The organism is Marinovum sp. J2-8, from assembly GCF_055808435.1.
Genome location: NZ_JBVVRZ010000007.1, coordinates 62,020 through 75,136 on the forward strand (window position 1 = coordinate 62,020; position 13,117 = coordinate 75,136).

The 13,117-nt window shown below is 60.4% G+C and carries 13 protein-coding genes and 1 pseudogene; 2 read left to right on the plus strand and 12 right to left on the minus strand.

Annotated features, from left to right (window positions below):
* Positions 1 to 2: 2 nt before the first annotated feature.
* A complete protein-coding gene (locus AC0L4F_RS18770) occupies positions 3 to 416 on the minus strand; it encodes a DUF7674 family protein (RefSeq protein WP_244690929.1) in 414 nt (137 codons plus the stop codon).
* A 338-nt stretch (positions 417 to 754) separates the two neighbouring features.
* On the opposite strand from AC0L4F_RS18770, the gene AC0L4F_RS18775 reads away from it, so the two are divergent.
* Positions 755 to 1,858, plus strand: coding sequence for a GGDEF domain-containing protein (locus tag AC0L4F_RS18775; RefSeq protein WP_244690930.1), 1,104 nt, complete (start codon positions 755 to 757; stop codon positions 1,856 to 1,858).
* A 53-nt stretch (positions 1,859 to 1,911) separates the two neighbouring features.
* On the opposite strand, the pseudogene AC0L4F_RS18780 reads toward AC0L4F_RS18775, so the two are convergent.
* Positions 1,912 to 3,935: pseudogene (locus tag AC0L4F_RS18780) on the minus strand (vWA domain-containing protein).
* Positions 3,932 to 4,468 (minus strand): RNA polymerase sigma factor, encoded by a 537-nt coding sequence (locus AC0L4F_RS18785; RefSeq protein WP_244691014.1) that lies wholly within the window; start codon positions 4,466 to 4,468, stop codon positions 3,932 to 3,934. The pseudogene AC0L4F_RS18780 and the gene AC0L4F_RS18785 overlap by 4 nt, the downstream one beginning before the upstream one ends.
* 208 nt (positions 4,469 to 4,676) lie before the next feature.
* On the opposite strand from AC0L4F_RS18785, the gene AC0L4F_RS18790 reads away from it, so the two are divergent.
* On the plus strand, positions 4,677 to 5,594 hold the full coding sequence (locus AC0L4F_RS18790) for a DMT family transporter (protein WP_244690931.1): 918 nt from the start codon (positions 4,677 to 4,679) through the stop codon (positions 5,592 to 5,594).
* A 19-nt stretch (positions 5,595 to 5,613) separates the two neighbouring features.
* Here AC0L4F_RS18790 and AC0L4F_RS18795 read toward each other — a convergent pair whose 3' ends face one another.
* From AC0L4F_RS18795 to AC0L4F_RS18835, 9 genes are all read right to left on the minus strand, one after another.
* Positions 5,614 to 5,841 (minus strand): hypothetical protein, encoded by a 228-nt coding sequence (locus tag AC0L4F_RS18795; RefSeq protein ID WP_244690932.1) that lies wholly within the window; start codon positions 5,839 to 5,841, stop codon positions 5,614 to 5,616.
* 210 nt (positions 5,842 to 6,051) lie between these two features.
* A complete protein-coding gene (locus AC0L4F_RS18800) occupies positions 6,052 to 6,831 on the minus strand; it encodes an alpha/beta hydrolase (RefSeq protein WP_244690933.1) in 780 nt (259 codons plus the stop codon).
* Between the two features lie 74 nt (positions 6,832 to 6,905).
* Entirely contained in the window at positions 6,906 to 7,193 is a 288-nt protein-coding gene (locus AC0L4F_RS18805) for an HU family DNA-binding protein (RefSeq protein ID WP_244690934.1), read from the minus strand.
* A gap of 131 nt (positions 7,194 to 7,324) precedes the next feature.
* Positions 7,325 to 8,809, minus strand: coding sequence for an AMP nucleosidase (locus AC0L4F_RS18810; RefSeq protein WP_244690935.1), 1,485 nt, complete (start codon positions 8,807 to 8,809; stop codon positions 7,325 to 7,327).
* 154 nt (positions 8,810 to 8,963) lie between these two features.
* The gene (locus AC0L4F_RS18815; RefSeq protein WP_244690936.1) at positions 8,964 to 9,278 is read right to left on the minus strand and encodes a hypothetical protein; all 315 of its coding nucleotides are present in this window, start codon (positions 9,276 to 9,278) and stop codon (positions 8,964 to 8,966) included.
* Positions 9,275 to 10,381, minus strand: coding sequence for a pyridoxal phosphate-dependent decarboxylase family protein (locus AC0L4F_RS18820; RefSeq protein ID WP_244690937.1), 1,107 nt, complete (start codon positions 10,379 to 10,381; stop codon positions 9,275 to 9,277). The genes AC0L4F_RS18815 and AC0L4F_RS18820 overlap by 4 nt, the downstream gene beginning before the upstream one ends.
* A gap of 168 nt (positions 10,382 to 10,549) precedes the next feature.
* The gene (locus AC0L4F_RS18825; RefSeq protein WP_244690938.1) at positions 10,550 to 11,395 is read right to left on the minus strand and encodes an OmpA family protein; all 846 of its coding nucleotides are present in this window, start codon (positions 11,393 to 11,395) and stop codon (positions 10,550 to 10,552) included.
* A gap of 225 nt (positions 11,396 to 11,620) precedes the next feature.
* A complete protein-coding gene (locus tag AC0L4F_RS18830) occupies positions 11,621 to 12,352 on the minus strand; it encodes a GNAT family N-acetyltransferase (RefSeq protein WP_244690939.1) in 732 nt (243 codons plus the stop codon).
* The gene (locus AC0L4F_RS18835) at positions 12,349 to 13,071 is read right to left on the minus strand and encodes a competence/damage-inducible protein A (protein WP_244690940.1); all 723 of its coding nucleotides are present in this window, start codon (positions 13,069 to 13,071) and stop codon (positions 12,349 to 12,351) included. Before AC0L4F_RS18835 ends, AC0L4F_RS18830 begins: the two co-directional genes overlap by 4 nt.
* Between the last annotated feature and the right edge of the window lie 46 nt (positions 13,072 to 13,117).

The window sequence follows — 13,117 nt, forward strand, 5'->3', positions numbered from 1 at the left end:
CCTCAGTCCCTGAGGATCGGCTCGGATTTTGACCAAAACCGGTCGACCTTTTGCCAAGAGCGAGCACTCAGCGGGCCCAGGAATTCTTTGAAATCTTCCGGTTGGGTGCCATCGTGCAGGTTTGCGTTTTGCAGATCCTCGATAAAGCCGACGATTGCCATGTCATGCACATATTTGTCGCCCTCGGCGATCCACCGCTCTATCAGGGTAAAAATCCCGGCAATTTCGCGCTTTTTGCCGGCTTGCAGATGTGCCGAGCACCCCCTCACCAAATCCCCCATCAGGATGTAAATTGGCAACTTGTCTTCTGCCAGGCCTGCGTATTCTGCCCGGAACGCGGCGATCACCGGACGAAAGGACGGGCAATTGGCCCACAGATTATCCACGACATTGAACCGGGTTATGATCATCGTCATGGCTTAAATCCCGTTTTACTCAGGCGCATTCTGTCGGCATCTGGTGGACCCGGATAAGGATGACCCGATCTGACGGTGAAGTCGATAATTTACAGGCCCATGCCCAAGACCGCTCGCGATTCGCAGCCCATAGGCGACGGTGATTGCGGCCCTGATTGCCCGGCATTTCCACTTGATTTAGCTGCCCATCGGGCAAAGATCCCCCTGACGTTGCTTGACCCATCAATTAAATTACCCCACAGGCTGGTCATTAGGTTTTCGTTAATAATTACAAACTAGATCTTGCCTAAAATTTTATCGACGTAGATTGCCCCGCTTTTTTCAGATAGGAATCTCAGATGCAGTTCGATCTGACGGCGGTCCTCGTCGCGATCATTTTCGGGGGCGGGGTCATGGCGCTTTTGGCCATTTCCTATGGCGTTATTCATCGGTCCATAACACGTCTCTGGCTGCGATCTGTGCTGAACGGTTTCACCTTTGCGCTTGGCTCGATCCTGGTGATGTTGCAGCCGGTGCAACTGAGCGAGGGTATCATATTTGACGCGCGTAGCATCATTGTTGGCATCGGCGCCGCGTTTGGCGGCTGGCCTACGGCCCTGATCGCCGGGGGCATTACGGCTGGATATCGGCTCATGCTTGGGGGTGTCGGGGCCCCGACCGGGGCAGTCGGCATTTTGCTGGCTGCGGGTCTGGGGCTGGTCTGGGCCTGGAAATTGAAGCCCAAAGGCAAATTGCGGCTTCCGGCCTTTGTCGGGCTTGGGGCGCTGCTTGCGTTGAACACCGCATCCGTTTTGATATTGCCATATGATATCATGCTAAACGTTCTGACCACTGCGGTTCCGGTTATCGCCATTTTCTGTGTCATTGGGGCCGCCATGATGGGCCCGTTGATCGAACGGGAGCGGCATTACATCAGATCCGAAAAACTACTGTTGACCAATGCGTTGACCGACCCGCTGACCACATTGCTGAACCGCCGGGGTTTCCGGGACAGCGTTGACCGGAAACTGTCGGTCGACAATTTGAATTCCAATGCCCTGGTCCTGGTCGATGCAGATCATTTCAAGCGGCTGAACGACAGATACGGTCACGCCGCTGGCGATGAGGCGCTGGTCAAAATTGCACAAATCCTGCGATCCATAACGCCCGATTTCGGTGATGTCGGGCGTGTGGGCGGCGAAGAATTTGCGGTTTTCCTTCCGAACATTTCCCGCAACTCGACAAAACACTTTGCGGAATTGCTGTGCATGGGCATTGGAAAGACTGAATTTCGGTATGAAGGGTCAATTGTCCCGCTGTCTGTCAGCATCGGCGTGGCAATGTCGCCCGGCAGGTCCGGGACAGATTTGCAGGACTTGCTGAAATCTGCGGATCGCGCCCTGTATTTCGCCAAATCAAACGGACGAAACCGGGTGATCTTTGCCGATGCGATCGGCGATTGAAGAGGCGCGCGAAACCGCCCGCCTCTTTTATCCTGTCGTGTGGCCCGCAGATCTTACTCTGCCAGGGTTTGCGCCAACCGCATCAACCGCACCGCTTCGGCCCGATAGCCAAAGTCATCCGCACCTTTGGCCCCATTGGCCAGTGCGATGGCGTCGCCAAAGCTCCAGTCGCCCAGATACGCACCGCCGCGCAGCAATTGCCCGAAACCGGCAATGGCAAAGGCGAACCGCATATCGGCCGTTGACTGCCCCCCGCAACAATCGGGGTTTCAATCAGGCGGCTGCTGTCCTCGCCCGGGGCCTTGTAGCGCAGGCGCAGAAGACCCAGCTCGTCACTGTCATTGGCCGCCGGTTCCGCGCCATAGCGCAGCGGATCGGTCAATCGCGCATCAGAGCCAACCGGCGTGACCTCGTATATCGCGGTCACCTGATGGCCCGCGCCGATATCGCCGGCATCGACCTTGTCATTGTTGAAATCCTCGCGCCGCAAGGCACGGGTTTCATAGCCAATCAACCGGTATTCCGCGATCTGGGCCGGGTTGAATTCCACCTGAATCTTCACATCATCAGCAATCGGGAACAACGCGCCTGTCAGCTGATCAACCAGCACCTTCTGTGCCTCGCTCAGCGTGTCGATATAGGCCGCCTGACCATTGCCGTTCTGCGCCAATGTCTGCATCGTGGTGTCATCAAGATTGCCACGGCCAAAGCCCAGCACGCTTAGATAGGTGCCGCTGTCGCGCTTGACCTCGATAAAATCCCTTAACGCGTCTGGGTCGTGAATGCCGATATTGAAATCGCCATCGGTGGCCAGCAACACGCGGTTGATCTCGCCCTCGCCCTGCATCTTTTCGGCCATGGCATAAGCCGTTTCAATGCCCTGCGCGCCCGCGGTGCCACCGCCCGCGCCCAGCCCCTCAAGCGCGGCCAAGATGGTTTCGCGCTCTGCGGCTTTGGTTGGCTCCAGCGCCACACCGGCCGACCCGGCATAGGTGACAATCGCCACCTTATCCTCTGGGCGCAATTCACCCAACATCAACCGCAGGCTCTGTTTCAGCAGCGGCAGTTTGTTGGGGTGGTTCATCGAACCAGAGACATCGACCAGAAAAACAAGGTTCAGCGCCGGGCGTTCATCGACCTCGGGCAGGGCACCCTGAATGCCGATATGCACCAACCGTGTGCCAGCATTCCAAGGCGTCTCCGCCACCATGACCCCCGCACGAAAGGCCGCGCCGCTATCAGGCCCGGCATCGGGCCCAGCATAGTCATACGGGAAATAATTGACCATTTCCTCGATCCGGACCGTGTCCTTTTGCGGCAATTGGCCGTTTTCCAACATGTTGCGCAGCACCGACCAACCGGCGGTATCCACATCAATGGAAAAGGTCGACACCGGGGATTGCGCCGTCACCTTCAACGGGTTGGTTTCCGCCTCCGGGAAGGCTTCGGTGTCGCCCTCGGGCACAGATGTCACCGGGTCCGGCGCAGGCCGGACATACATGTCGTTGACGCCCTGCTTGGTCCGGGCCAACCCCGTGGAATAGCTGCGCGGCGTCGGGGCCTCCATGCTCAGCAAACCGCCGATCGGCGCATCCGCCATGTCGATCGTGGGCTCTGCCATTGGGGCGGGCGGCGCGCTGGCGGCCCCATCCCGAGCGCCGTTGAAAAACACCTGTGGCCGGGTCACAGCGGTATCAACGTCGCTGGCAATCAGCGCCTCTTCTACCGGGGCATCCATATCCGACACTGTTTTCGGCACCTCCTGCACCGATCTTGGCCCCACTGTCAGCACATCACGGTCCAACGTCGGCAGGATCATGACAACCCCGATCAGGGCAATGGCGGTAGTGGCACCCAGGGCGGCGCGCGGCGACAACGTATTCAACATGGCGGTCAATCCTCTCTGAAACACGCTCCTTTTGGGGCGTTCAAGAGTATGACGGGCGCTGTCATGGTATCCTTGGGCATCGGCAAAGATTTTTTTCGCCGCCGCGATATTGGCCGCTTTGTGTCCTGCGTCCGGCGTGGGCGTCGCAGCGCGCAATGCCTTGGCCAATTTGTCCAATTCGTCGCTCATCTCTCGGCCTCCGATCGCGCTTTCAGGCGCTTGCGTATCTCTGACATGCGCCAGCTTACCGTGCCTTCGGAAATGCCCTGAATTTCCGCGACCTCGGCATGGGTCAGCGGTTCGAGCACCAGCACCAGCGTCTCGCGCAGGTCTTCGGGCAGGTCCAACATCGCCTCGGCAAGCCAGCCCAGCTGATCGCGGGTTTCATCCGCTTCGGCACGGCGCGCCAATTCGACATCCCCCCAGCCAACAGCCGCCCGCGCATGTGATGCCGCGCGCCGCCGCCGGTCATGGGCGGCATTGACCACCACACGGTAAAGCCAGGTGGTCAGCCGGGCGCGGGCGTCAAACCCCCGCAGCTTTGCAGGCAAGGCAGCACAGATATCCTGCGTCAGATCCTCGGCCTCGGCCCGGCTACCAGTCAGACGAAAGGCCAGCGCGAACACCCGGTCATAGACACGGCTCAGCAATTGGGAAAACGCCTCTCGGTCGCCCTCCGATGCCGCAAGGGCCAGGGTTTCATCGCTCACCATATCCCGCATATCCTTGTTAAGACGCGGGTCGGGCTTTGATCCTTGGAACAGGCGTGGAAGAAATTTCATCTTTGGCAATCTTGGCGAAACGGCCCCTTGGTCATCCCAGCCTGCCCGCAAAATGGCAAGCCTGACGAATCACGCATTCCCCAGGCGCATAGCTGACATGCGTCCCGCGCAATTGACCTTTTGCAACAACCGACGCATGTTTCCAAACATGCATATTAGTCGCGGTATCGCGCTCAAAATTTTCGCACTTGCCGTTTTCACGTTCATGACCGTGCTGATCAAGGCCACGGCGGATGTTGTCCCCCCAGGCGAGGCTGTATTCTTTCGCTCCGCATTTGCAATTCCGGTCATTCTGGTCTGGTTGCTGGCCAAGGGCGAGTTGACCACCGGTCTGCGCACCGCGAACCCCATTGGCCATGTGTGGCGTGGGCTGATCGGGGTCGGCGCGATGGGGCTTGGCTTTGCCGCGCTTGGCATGTTGCCACTGCCCGAAGTCACCGCCATCGGCTTTGCCACGCCATTGATCACGGTCATCCTTGCGGCGCTTATGTTGGGTGAAAAGGTGCGGTTGTTCCGCTTGTCCGCCGTTGCGCTTGGTTTGGTTGGGGTGATCATCATCCTGTGGCCACGGCTGAATTTCACCGGCGAACTGGATCAGGTGGCCGCTCTGGGCGCCGGGCTGATGTTGATTTCCGCCGGGATGCGGTCGCTCGCCCAGGTGCATATCCGCCGCCTTGTCCAGATCGAACACCCGGCGGCGGTGGTGTTCTACTTCATGTTGACGGCCACCCTGTTTTCCCTGCTGACCCTGCCCTTTGGCTGGACTGTTCCCAACACCACAGAGACCCTGATGCTGGTTGCGGCCGGAATCACCGGCGGAATCGGCCAGATCCTTGTGACCTCGGCCTATCGGTTTGCCCCGGCCTCGACCCTGGCGCCGTTTGATTATGTTGCGATGCTGTTTGCGGTTGTGGCGGGTTATACCGTGTTCGGCGAACTGCCGACGTCGGCCACCATACTGGGGTCGCTGGTGGTCATTGTGGCGGGCGCGTTGATCATCTGGCGCGAACGCAAGCTGGGCCTGCAACGGGGCAAGGCAAGGCCCAACATGGGACATATGAGCTAGCCCATTCCCGGCGCGAACCCTAGTCAGGCCCCAAATTGGCGCTGTCATGTGGTTTCAGGTCAAGCTCTGCGGTCCCCGCGGTTGCATTGTATTTCGCCGTCAATCTGCCGCGAGACAAAATCAACACAAGGGCGATCACGGCGGTCAGCGCCGCCAAACTTACGATTGCAACAATGGTCAGGGACACGATCAAAGGGTCAGAGAATACGGCAGCCCAGCTGCCGTGCACAATATCAGACTTCAACATGTGACGTTCCTCTCGTGATGTCACGGGCAGAATACGGCACGGATCCACAGACATGTTGCTTCAAGCCAGAGAGGGGGAATCGGCCTTCCGGCTACCTCGTGCCAGACTCTTAAGCGCGCCAATCGACTCGAACGTTAAAGGTTTTTTGACGGTTTTGTGACGGCCCCAGACGGGGGAAGACGGGGGGCAGACAGGGGCAGAAGCCGCCAATCAGCCAAGCAGATCCTCGATCATGTCGCTTTTGGGGTTTTGCAACGCATCAATGACGTCGAAATGATGCCGCCCTTCGGCGATCCGCATCGGGGCCTTCCACGCCTCGGCCAACCACCGCGTCTGGTCCAGAAACGCCGGGCGTTCATCACCGCCAACCCAGAGCCGCACGGCGCAATCGGGTTTCGGTTGAAAGACCGGGCTTTCTGCGGCCGCTTCGACCGGGTCGAGCGCCAGATCAGCATTCATCGCGGTCTGCATCAGCGGGCGCAGGTCGCTCAACATCGAGATCGGCACCACCCGTTGCAGGCGCTGATGTAGCGATGTCGGCAGCATCCCCGGCGCCAACATGCGCGCCACCAGATGGCCGCCCGCCGAATGTCCGACCAGCACGATCGGCCCGCTGGTGGCGGCGGCGATTGCCTGGACTGCCTCTGCCACCTGATGTGTGATGTCGCTGATCCGCACGTTGGGGCATAAATCATACCCCGGCAACGCCATCGCCCAGCCCTGCGCCAAGGCCCCGGCGGCAAGATGTGTCCAGTCGCCGCGCGACATCGCCCGCCAATAGCCACCATGCACAAAGATTACCGTTCCTTGCGCCGCCCCATCAGGCCGCACCATATCCACGGCGCGGCGTGACCCCGCACAGAACCCCGGCAATTCCTGCACATCATGACAGGCACGGAACGCCGCCGCATCTTGGGGCCATCGGCTGCGATACTTGTCCGCACCGGGAATATAGGCGCCATTTTCATAGGCTTCTGTCAGATCTTCCATACCATCCGCCACTTATTGCAACGAAAAAGGGCCGCCCATTGGGCGACCCTTTTCCTGTACTGTCGAGGTCACGATCAATCGTTGACACTGTCTTTCAGCGCCTTTGCAATGGTCACTTTGACCACTTTGTCGGCCTCTTTCTTGAACTGATCACCCGTGGCAGGGTTGCGCACCATCCGCTCGGGGCGTTCGCGCAAATAGAATTTGCCCACGCCCGGCAGGGTCACGGCGCCGCCGCCCGACACTTCGTTGGTGATCACGTTGCATACCGCGTCCAGCGCCGCGCCTGCGGCTTTCTTGTCCGCGCCCATTTCTTCGGCCAGTGCTGCGACGAGCTGGGTCTTGGTCATAGGTTTTGCCATTTTCTGGTCTCCTTACATCTGCCCAGCTATTGGGCCTCATTTGGCGCATTTAACGGTATGTAGGGGGTAAACACAAGAATATGTGTCGCTTGACCCCATAAAAATATGGGTTTTCCGCCGCTGACCCAACGTCAAAGAAATGCGGTTTCGTCAAATGCGCGCAATTTCCGGCTGTGGATACGTTCCAACGGCATTTCGCGCAAGTGCTCCATCGCGCGGATCCCTATGCGCAGATGGCGCGCTACCTGGGTTTGATAGAAATCGCTGGCCATGCCCGGCAGTTTCAACTCGCCATGCAACGGCTTGTCAGAGACACAGAGCAGCGTGCCATAGGGCACCCGGAAACGGAATCCATTCGCCGCAATTGTCGCGCTTTCCATGTCCAGCGCCACGGCGCGGGACTGTGACAGACGTTGCACGGGGCCCTCTTGGTCCCGCAATTCCCAATTGCGGTTGTCGACACTGGCCACGGTGCCGGTCCGCATGATCCGCTTGAGGTCAAAACCGGACAGCTGGGTTTCCTGTGCCACCGCCTCTTCCAGGGCGATCTGAATCTCGGCCAACGCCGGAATCGGCACCCAGACCGGCAGGTCATCGTCCAGCACACGATCCTCGCGCAGATAGGCGTGTGCCAGCACAAAATCGCCCAGCGCCTGGGTATTTCGCAGCCCGGCACAATGGCCCACCATCAACCAGGCATGCGGGCGCAGCACGGCAATATGATCGGTCGCGGTCTTGGCGTTCGATGGGCCGACACCGATATTGACCAGCGTGATTCCCGCGCCCCCCGGCCGCTTCAGGTGATAGGTCGGCATCTGCGGCTGTTTCAACGTGGCGGGAATGTCCTGATCTGCTTCGGTGATCTCGACATTTCCGGTGCTGACAAAGCTGGTATAGCCGCTGTCAGGATCGGCCAGCATCTGGCGGGCATAGGCCTCGAACTCACTGACATAGAACTGATAGTTGGTGAACAACACGTGGTTTTGGAAATGCGCCGGGTCGGTGGCGGTATAATGCGCCAACCGCGCCAGCGAATAATCCACCCGCTGCGCTGTAAACGGCGCAAGCGGCTCTACCCCGTCGGGACCGGACACATGGGTGCCATTGACGATATCATCATTGGTGGTCGACAGATCCGGCACATCAAACACGTCCCGCAGAACAAATTCGGCCGCCCCTTCCTGGGGAACGGTGACATCGGTCCGCGCGGCCACCGCGAAATGCACCGGGATCGGGGTCTCTGACACCGTGACACAGACCGGCACGCCGTGGTTTTCCATCAACAGACGGATTTGCTGCGTCAGATATTGCCGAAACAATTTCGGATGCGTGATTGTCGTTGCATGGGTGCCGGGCTGGGCGACATGGCCAAAGCTCAGCTGGCTGTCGACCTGGGCATAAGACACCGTCGTAATGCGCAGTTCGGGGTAAAACGCGCGAAACCGGGTGGCGGGCTGACCTTCGGTCATGGCATTGCGAAATGCCTCGGACAGAAACGCCGTGGCGCTGTCATACAAGAAACACAGGTGATCAACCGCCGCCTCGGCATCGGTGAAAAACTGATCTCCCGGCAATTCCGGGGTTTGTACCGCGCTGCGCGGATCTCTGTACTGCATGGCTCGCCTCATTCAAATCCGGTGCGCCCCGGGTGGCCATCGCCTGCCACATGGGTCTTTGCGGACCATGCCGCGACGCGACGGGCGGACGCAATGGGTTTCGTCGTGGCATGTGGAATTTCGCATCAGCCCGCCGGTCGGGACGACCGCCGGATCAGAGATCGCGTTCCGCGCGCCAGGCCGCAATGATTTCAGCGACCAACAGATCGGCATCTGGCATCTGCATGCCATAACCGGACACGGAAATCCGAATGATGTCGCGCCCGCGCCAGGCCCCATGTGACGGATAGACCCGGCCCCGGTTCTGCACCCGCGCCAGAACCCGCCGGGTCAGCGCATCACCTTCGGCCCCGGTGGCACAGGTCATTGCCACCTGATTGAAGGCCACTTCGTTCAACACATGCAATCCCGGCTCGGCGCGCAATCCCGCCGCAATATGGCGGGCAAGATCATGGTGCCGCAGGATCATTTCGCGCAGGCCTGAACGACCAAGATGCCGCAGAATCGCATAACTTGGCACGCCACGCGCCCGGCGAGACAGTTCTGGTGTGCTGTCCGAAGGTTCCCAATGTCCCGATTGCGCGGCAGATAGGCCCCGCGCGCCGCCATCGCCTGCACCAGCGTCGAACGATCCCGCACCAGCACCACGCCGGCATCAAACGGTGCATTCAGGCTTTTGTGCAGATCGACGGCCCAGCTGTCGGCCAGTTCCACCCCGGCACAGCGCGGGGCAAGTTCCGGCACCGCCGCCGCCCAAAGACCAAAGGCCCCGTCAACATGGACCCAGCCGCCCCGCGCCTTGACCTGCGGAATTAATTCGGCAAAGGGGTCAAAAGCCCCGGTATTGATCTGACCGGCCTGCAAAATCACCAACGGCGGCGCATCACAGGCGCCCAGCGCCTCGGTCAGCGCATCGGGGCGCATCCGCCCCTGATCATCGGTGGCCACCGGAATGGCCCGCCCGGCCCCCATGCCGGCATAACGCAATGCGGCGGTCACGGCCGAATGCGCATCCTGGCTGATCAGCACCGGCAGCTCGGGCGCCCCGAAAAGCCCATTCCGATCCACGTTCCAACCACGATCAGCCAACATCGCATTGCGTGCCGCCATCACAGCACAGAAATTCGCCACGCTCGCCCCGGTCACAAGCCCGACCCCGGTTGCAGATGGCAGGCCAAACAGATCAATCAGCCAGTTGCACAACGCACGCTCCATCGCCGCCACAGCCGGAGATTCAAGGGTCGACGCGGCATTCTGGCCCCAGGCGGACACCAGCGCATCCGCCGCCACGCCCACAGGATGGGACGCGCCACAGACATAGGCGAAAAATGTTGGCGCACTCATGGCGTGAATGCCGCCGCGCGACGAGTCCACAATCGCGGAAATCACCTGATCCCCGGCGGTTGCCCCATCCGGCAGCGGGGCTTCGAACCGGGTTGCCATTTCATCCATGCTCGCGGTCGGCCGCGCCAAGCCATCCGGCAATCCGGCACGATATGCCACGGCCGCGCGATAGCCGGCCTCCAGCGCTGCGCGCTCTTCCGGCGTCAGGCCTGTTTCCGCAGTTGTCATTTTGCACCCAACCAAACACAAAGCATACAGACACAGAAAACATCTGCCTTCAGTGTACCATAATCCGGCCGCTTACGGCGAAGAATGACATCCGACACATGTGCCGCCGCTTTTTGCCGAATTTTGGCTGGACGCCGGGCTGGGTGTCAGGCTGGACGTCAGACGGGCCTATTCGGTTGATACCAAAACCGCTTCGACGCGGCGATTGGCTTCGCGGCCTTGCAGTGTCAGATTGCTGGTCAGCGGCGCAAGATACCCCATGCCCCCGGCCTCTAACTGGCTGGCAGAAACGTCATATTCCCCGGTCAGCCGCGACAGTACCGATTGGGCCCGCCGACGCGAAAGCGCAATGTTCCCGTCAAGCCCGCCGATACTGTCGGTATGCCCCACCAGGGCAATTCGCCGATTCGGATGGGCGCGCAGATAGGCTGCGATGTCTTGCAGGCTGGCAAAATCGCCAGCGCCCAACGTCGCCGCCCCGGAGTCAAAGGTCAAATCCGCCAGAACCACCCGGCCCGACGTGTCCAATTGCTGAGCAAATGACCCGGTGGCGGGGGGTGGAACCGATGCGGACGGACCTTTCTTGTCGGTTTCAATGCGCCCTGCCCCAACCGCGCCGACCGTGCCAACGCGGATCACCTGGACAAAGCCGGCCGCAGCGCTGCGCGACACCAGCACCGAAATGGCGGTGTTTTCTGGCCCCCGCGCCGAAAGAAACCGAAAATCGGTCAGGTCGACATACATGCCGGGGCCGGGCAGGACCTCTGTCGCGAAGCGAAAATCAAACCCGCCGCAGGCCTGTGTCTTGCAATCCAACAGGGTGTCATAACCCGCATCGACAATTTGCTGACGCAAAGGCGACAAAAGCGCCAAGGTCGATCCAATATCCCCCGGCACCCGCCAGGATTGGCGCAGGACCGCGCCCTCCAGAACCTCGGCCGGCACGATGCCTGCCTTGAACCCTGCGGTGGGCACGGCATAAGAGCCAAGCTCGCGGTGGTCTTCATAGGTCAATTCGGCCCCGGCCTGGCATGATCAGCGCCGACATGCCCCCCTGTGCCAGGCTTGCACTGGCAAAACCCGTGAGCACGCCAAAGGCCACCACCAGACATCCCGGAAATGACGCCCGCCACCGCATCACCAAACCGCGCCCAGAAAGACCGGCGCGGGGCGTGCGGGATCAGAAAGAAGGGAAACACCGGATTGGATCATCATCCTGCGCCAAAGCCTTTCGTGCTGTCAGTCGGCCTTGATACGATAGTGATAGCTGCCGACCTCTGCAAAGCCCAAGGCGCGATACAGCGCATTTGCGCCGGTATTGTCCGAAACACATAACACCGCCAGCCGTGTTCCCCCCTGTTGCACCGTCCAGAAGGCCGCCGCCCGCATCATCCATTGCGCCAACCCCTTGCGGCGCTTTGGCGGAAGAACCTCAAGCGCGTGCAGCATTGCGGTGCCTTCGTGAAGACCAACATAGGCCACGGCGGCGGGGCTATCCTCGATCCGGCCCATCAGCGCGGTTTTTCGACATGCCGCCCGTGTCATCACGGCAATCCGCTCCGGTCCGATCCCGGATCTGGCCCAGAGATCAAGCATCACCGCCAAGGGTTCCCATATGGCAAAGGTCATGATCTTTGGCAGCGGCAGATCAGTCAGGGCAACTGCATCAATGGCATAGAGGGTCACCGGATCAATGATCCTGTACCCGTCCGCCGCCAATGCGGCATCAAAATCCGCATCCTCGGGGCGGATCTGAAACAGCGGGGTTTGATGCATCTCGCGCATCACCTCTTCGGCCCTGCGCAGGTCCTCATCGGTGGCGGTCGCGCCCGGGTTCAATGTTGCGGCAGAAACCCTTTTGCCGCCGCCCGCACCGTCGCGAAACGTGAAAGGCCCCTCGGCAAACTGCCGTGCGGGGGGCCAGGTGGCCTCGCAGACCTGCATCAAGTGATCAGCGGTGGTGGCGCTCATTCAGGAAACAACCCACGCAACCGGATCATGGCGGCATCAATCCGCGCGCCGTCCTGGCCCCGAATGACGATATTGGCACCATAGGCCCCATCCTGCTGAAAGGGGTAAGAGCCAATCGAAAGATCGGAAAATTCTGTGGCCAGCTCTGCCAGCGGCCCGGCAATGTCGCCTTCTCCGCGCTGCAAGCGCAGGGTCTGGCTAAGCAGCGGCGCCCCACCCGCCAATGTCGGCAGCACCGTCGCCACCATCGCCTGAAACACATTTGGCACCCCGGCCATCACATGCACGTTCTGGACCGTGAAACCCGGCGCAATGGACACCGGGTTGTCAATCAGCGTCGCGCTGTCGGGAATGCGCGCCATGCGCAGGCGGGCGTCGTTCAATTCGCGCCCGGTGCTGGCATAGTGATCGGCCAGCAATGCGCGGGCATCATCGCGGACATCAATATGATCATTGAACGCGGCGGCAATGCAATCCGCGGTGATGTCATCATGGGTCGGGCCAATCCCGCCAGAAGTAAAGACATGGTCGAACCCGGCCGACAGCGCCCGCACCGCGGCCACAATCGCCGGGGCATCGTCGCTGACGACACGGACCTCTTTCAGGTCGATGCCCTGTTTCGTCAAAGCGCCCGCCAGAAAATACATATTGGCATCACGCGTGCGCCCCGACAGGATTTCATCCCCGATCACCAGCATTGCGGCGGTTGGATTGGCCATTCTTCCGGCTCCTTGAACCTTGGTTTCCAGAGGTATAGGCCGGGTT

Bases quoted from the DNA above. Each gene is read 5' to 3' on its own strand.
- AC0L4F_RS18815 (WP_244690936.1), bottom strand. From the start codon at position 9,278: ATGATCCTGCGGCACCATGATCTTGCCCGCCATATTGCGGCGGGATTG.
- AC0L4F_RS18795 (WP_244690932.1), bottom strand. From the start codon at position 5,841: ATGTTGAAGTCTGATATTGTGCACGGCAGCTGGGCTGCCGTATTCTCT.
- AC0L4F_RS18790 (WP_244690931.1), top strand. From the start codon at position 4,677: ATGCATATTAGTCGCGGTATCGCGCTCAAAATTTTCGCACTTGCCGTT.
- AC0L4F_RS18820 (WP_244690937.1), bottom strand. From the start codon at position 10,381: ATGACAACTGCGGAAACAGGCCTGACGCCGGAAGAGCGCGCAGCGCTG.
- AC0L4F_RS18800 (WP_244690933.1), bottom strand. From the start codon at position 6,831: ATGGAAGATCTGACAGAAGCCTATGAAAATGGCGCCTATATTCCCGGT.
- AC0L4F_RS18775 (WP_244690930.1), top strand. From the start codon at position 755: ATGCAGTTCGATCTGACGGCGGTCCTCGTCGCGATCATTTTCGGGGGC.
- AC0L4F_RS18805 (WP_244690934.1), bottom strand. From the start codon at position 7,193: ATGGCAAAACCTATGACCAAGACCCAGCTCGTCGCAGCACTGGCCGAA.
- AC0L4F_RS18770 (WP_244690929.1), bottom strand. From the start codon at position 416: ATGACGATGATCATAACCCGGTTCAATGTCGTGGATAATCTGTGGGCC.
- AC0L4F_RS18785 (WP_244691014.1), bottom strand. From the start codon at position 4,468: ATGCGGGATATGGTGAGCGATGAAACCCTGGCCCTTGCGGCATCGGAG.
- AC0L4F_RS18835 (WP_244690940.1), bottom strand. From the start codon at position 13,071: ATGGCCAATCCAACCGCCGCAATGCTGGTGATCGGGGATGAAATCCTG.
- AC0L4F_RS18810 (WP_244690935.1), bottom strand. From the start codon at position 8,809: ATGCAGTACAGAGATCCGCGCAGCGCGGTACAAACCCCGGAATTGCCG.
- AC0L4F_RS18830 (WP_244690939.1), bottom strand. From the start codon at position 12,352: ATGAGCGCCACCACCGCTGATCACTTGATGCAGGTCTGCGAGGCCACC.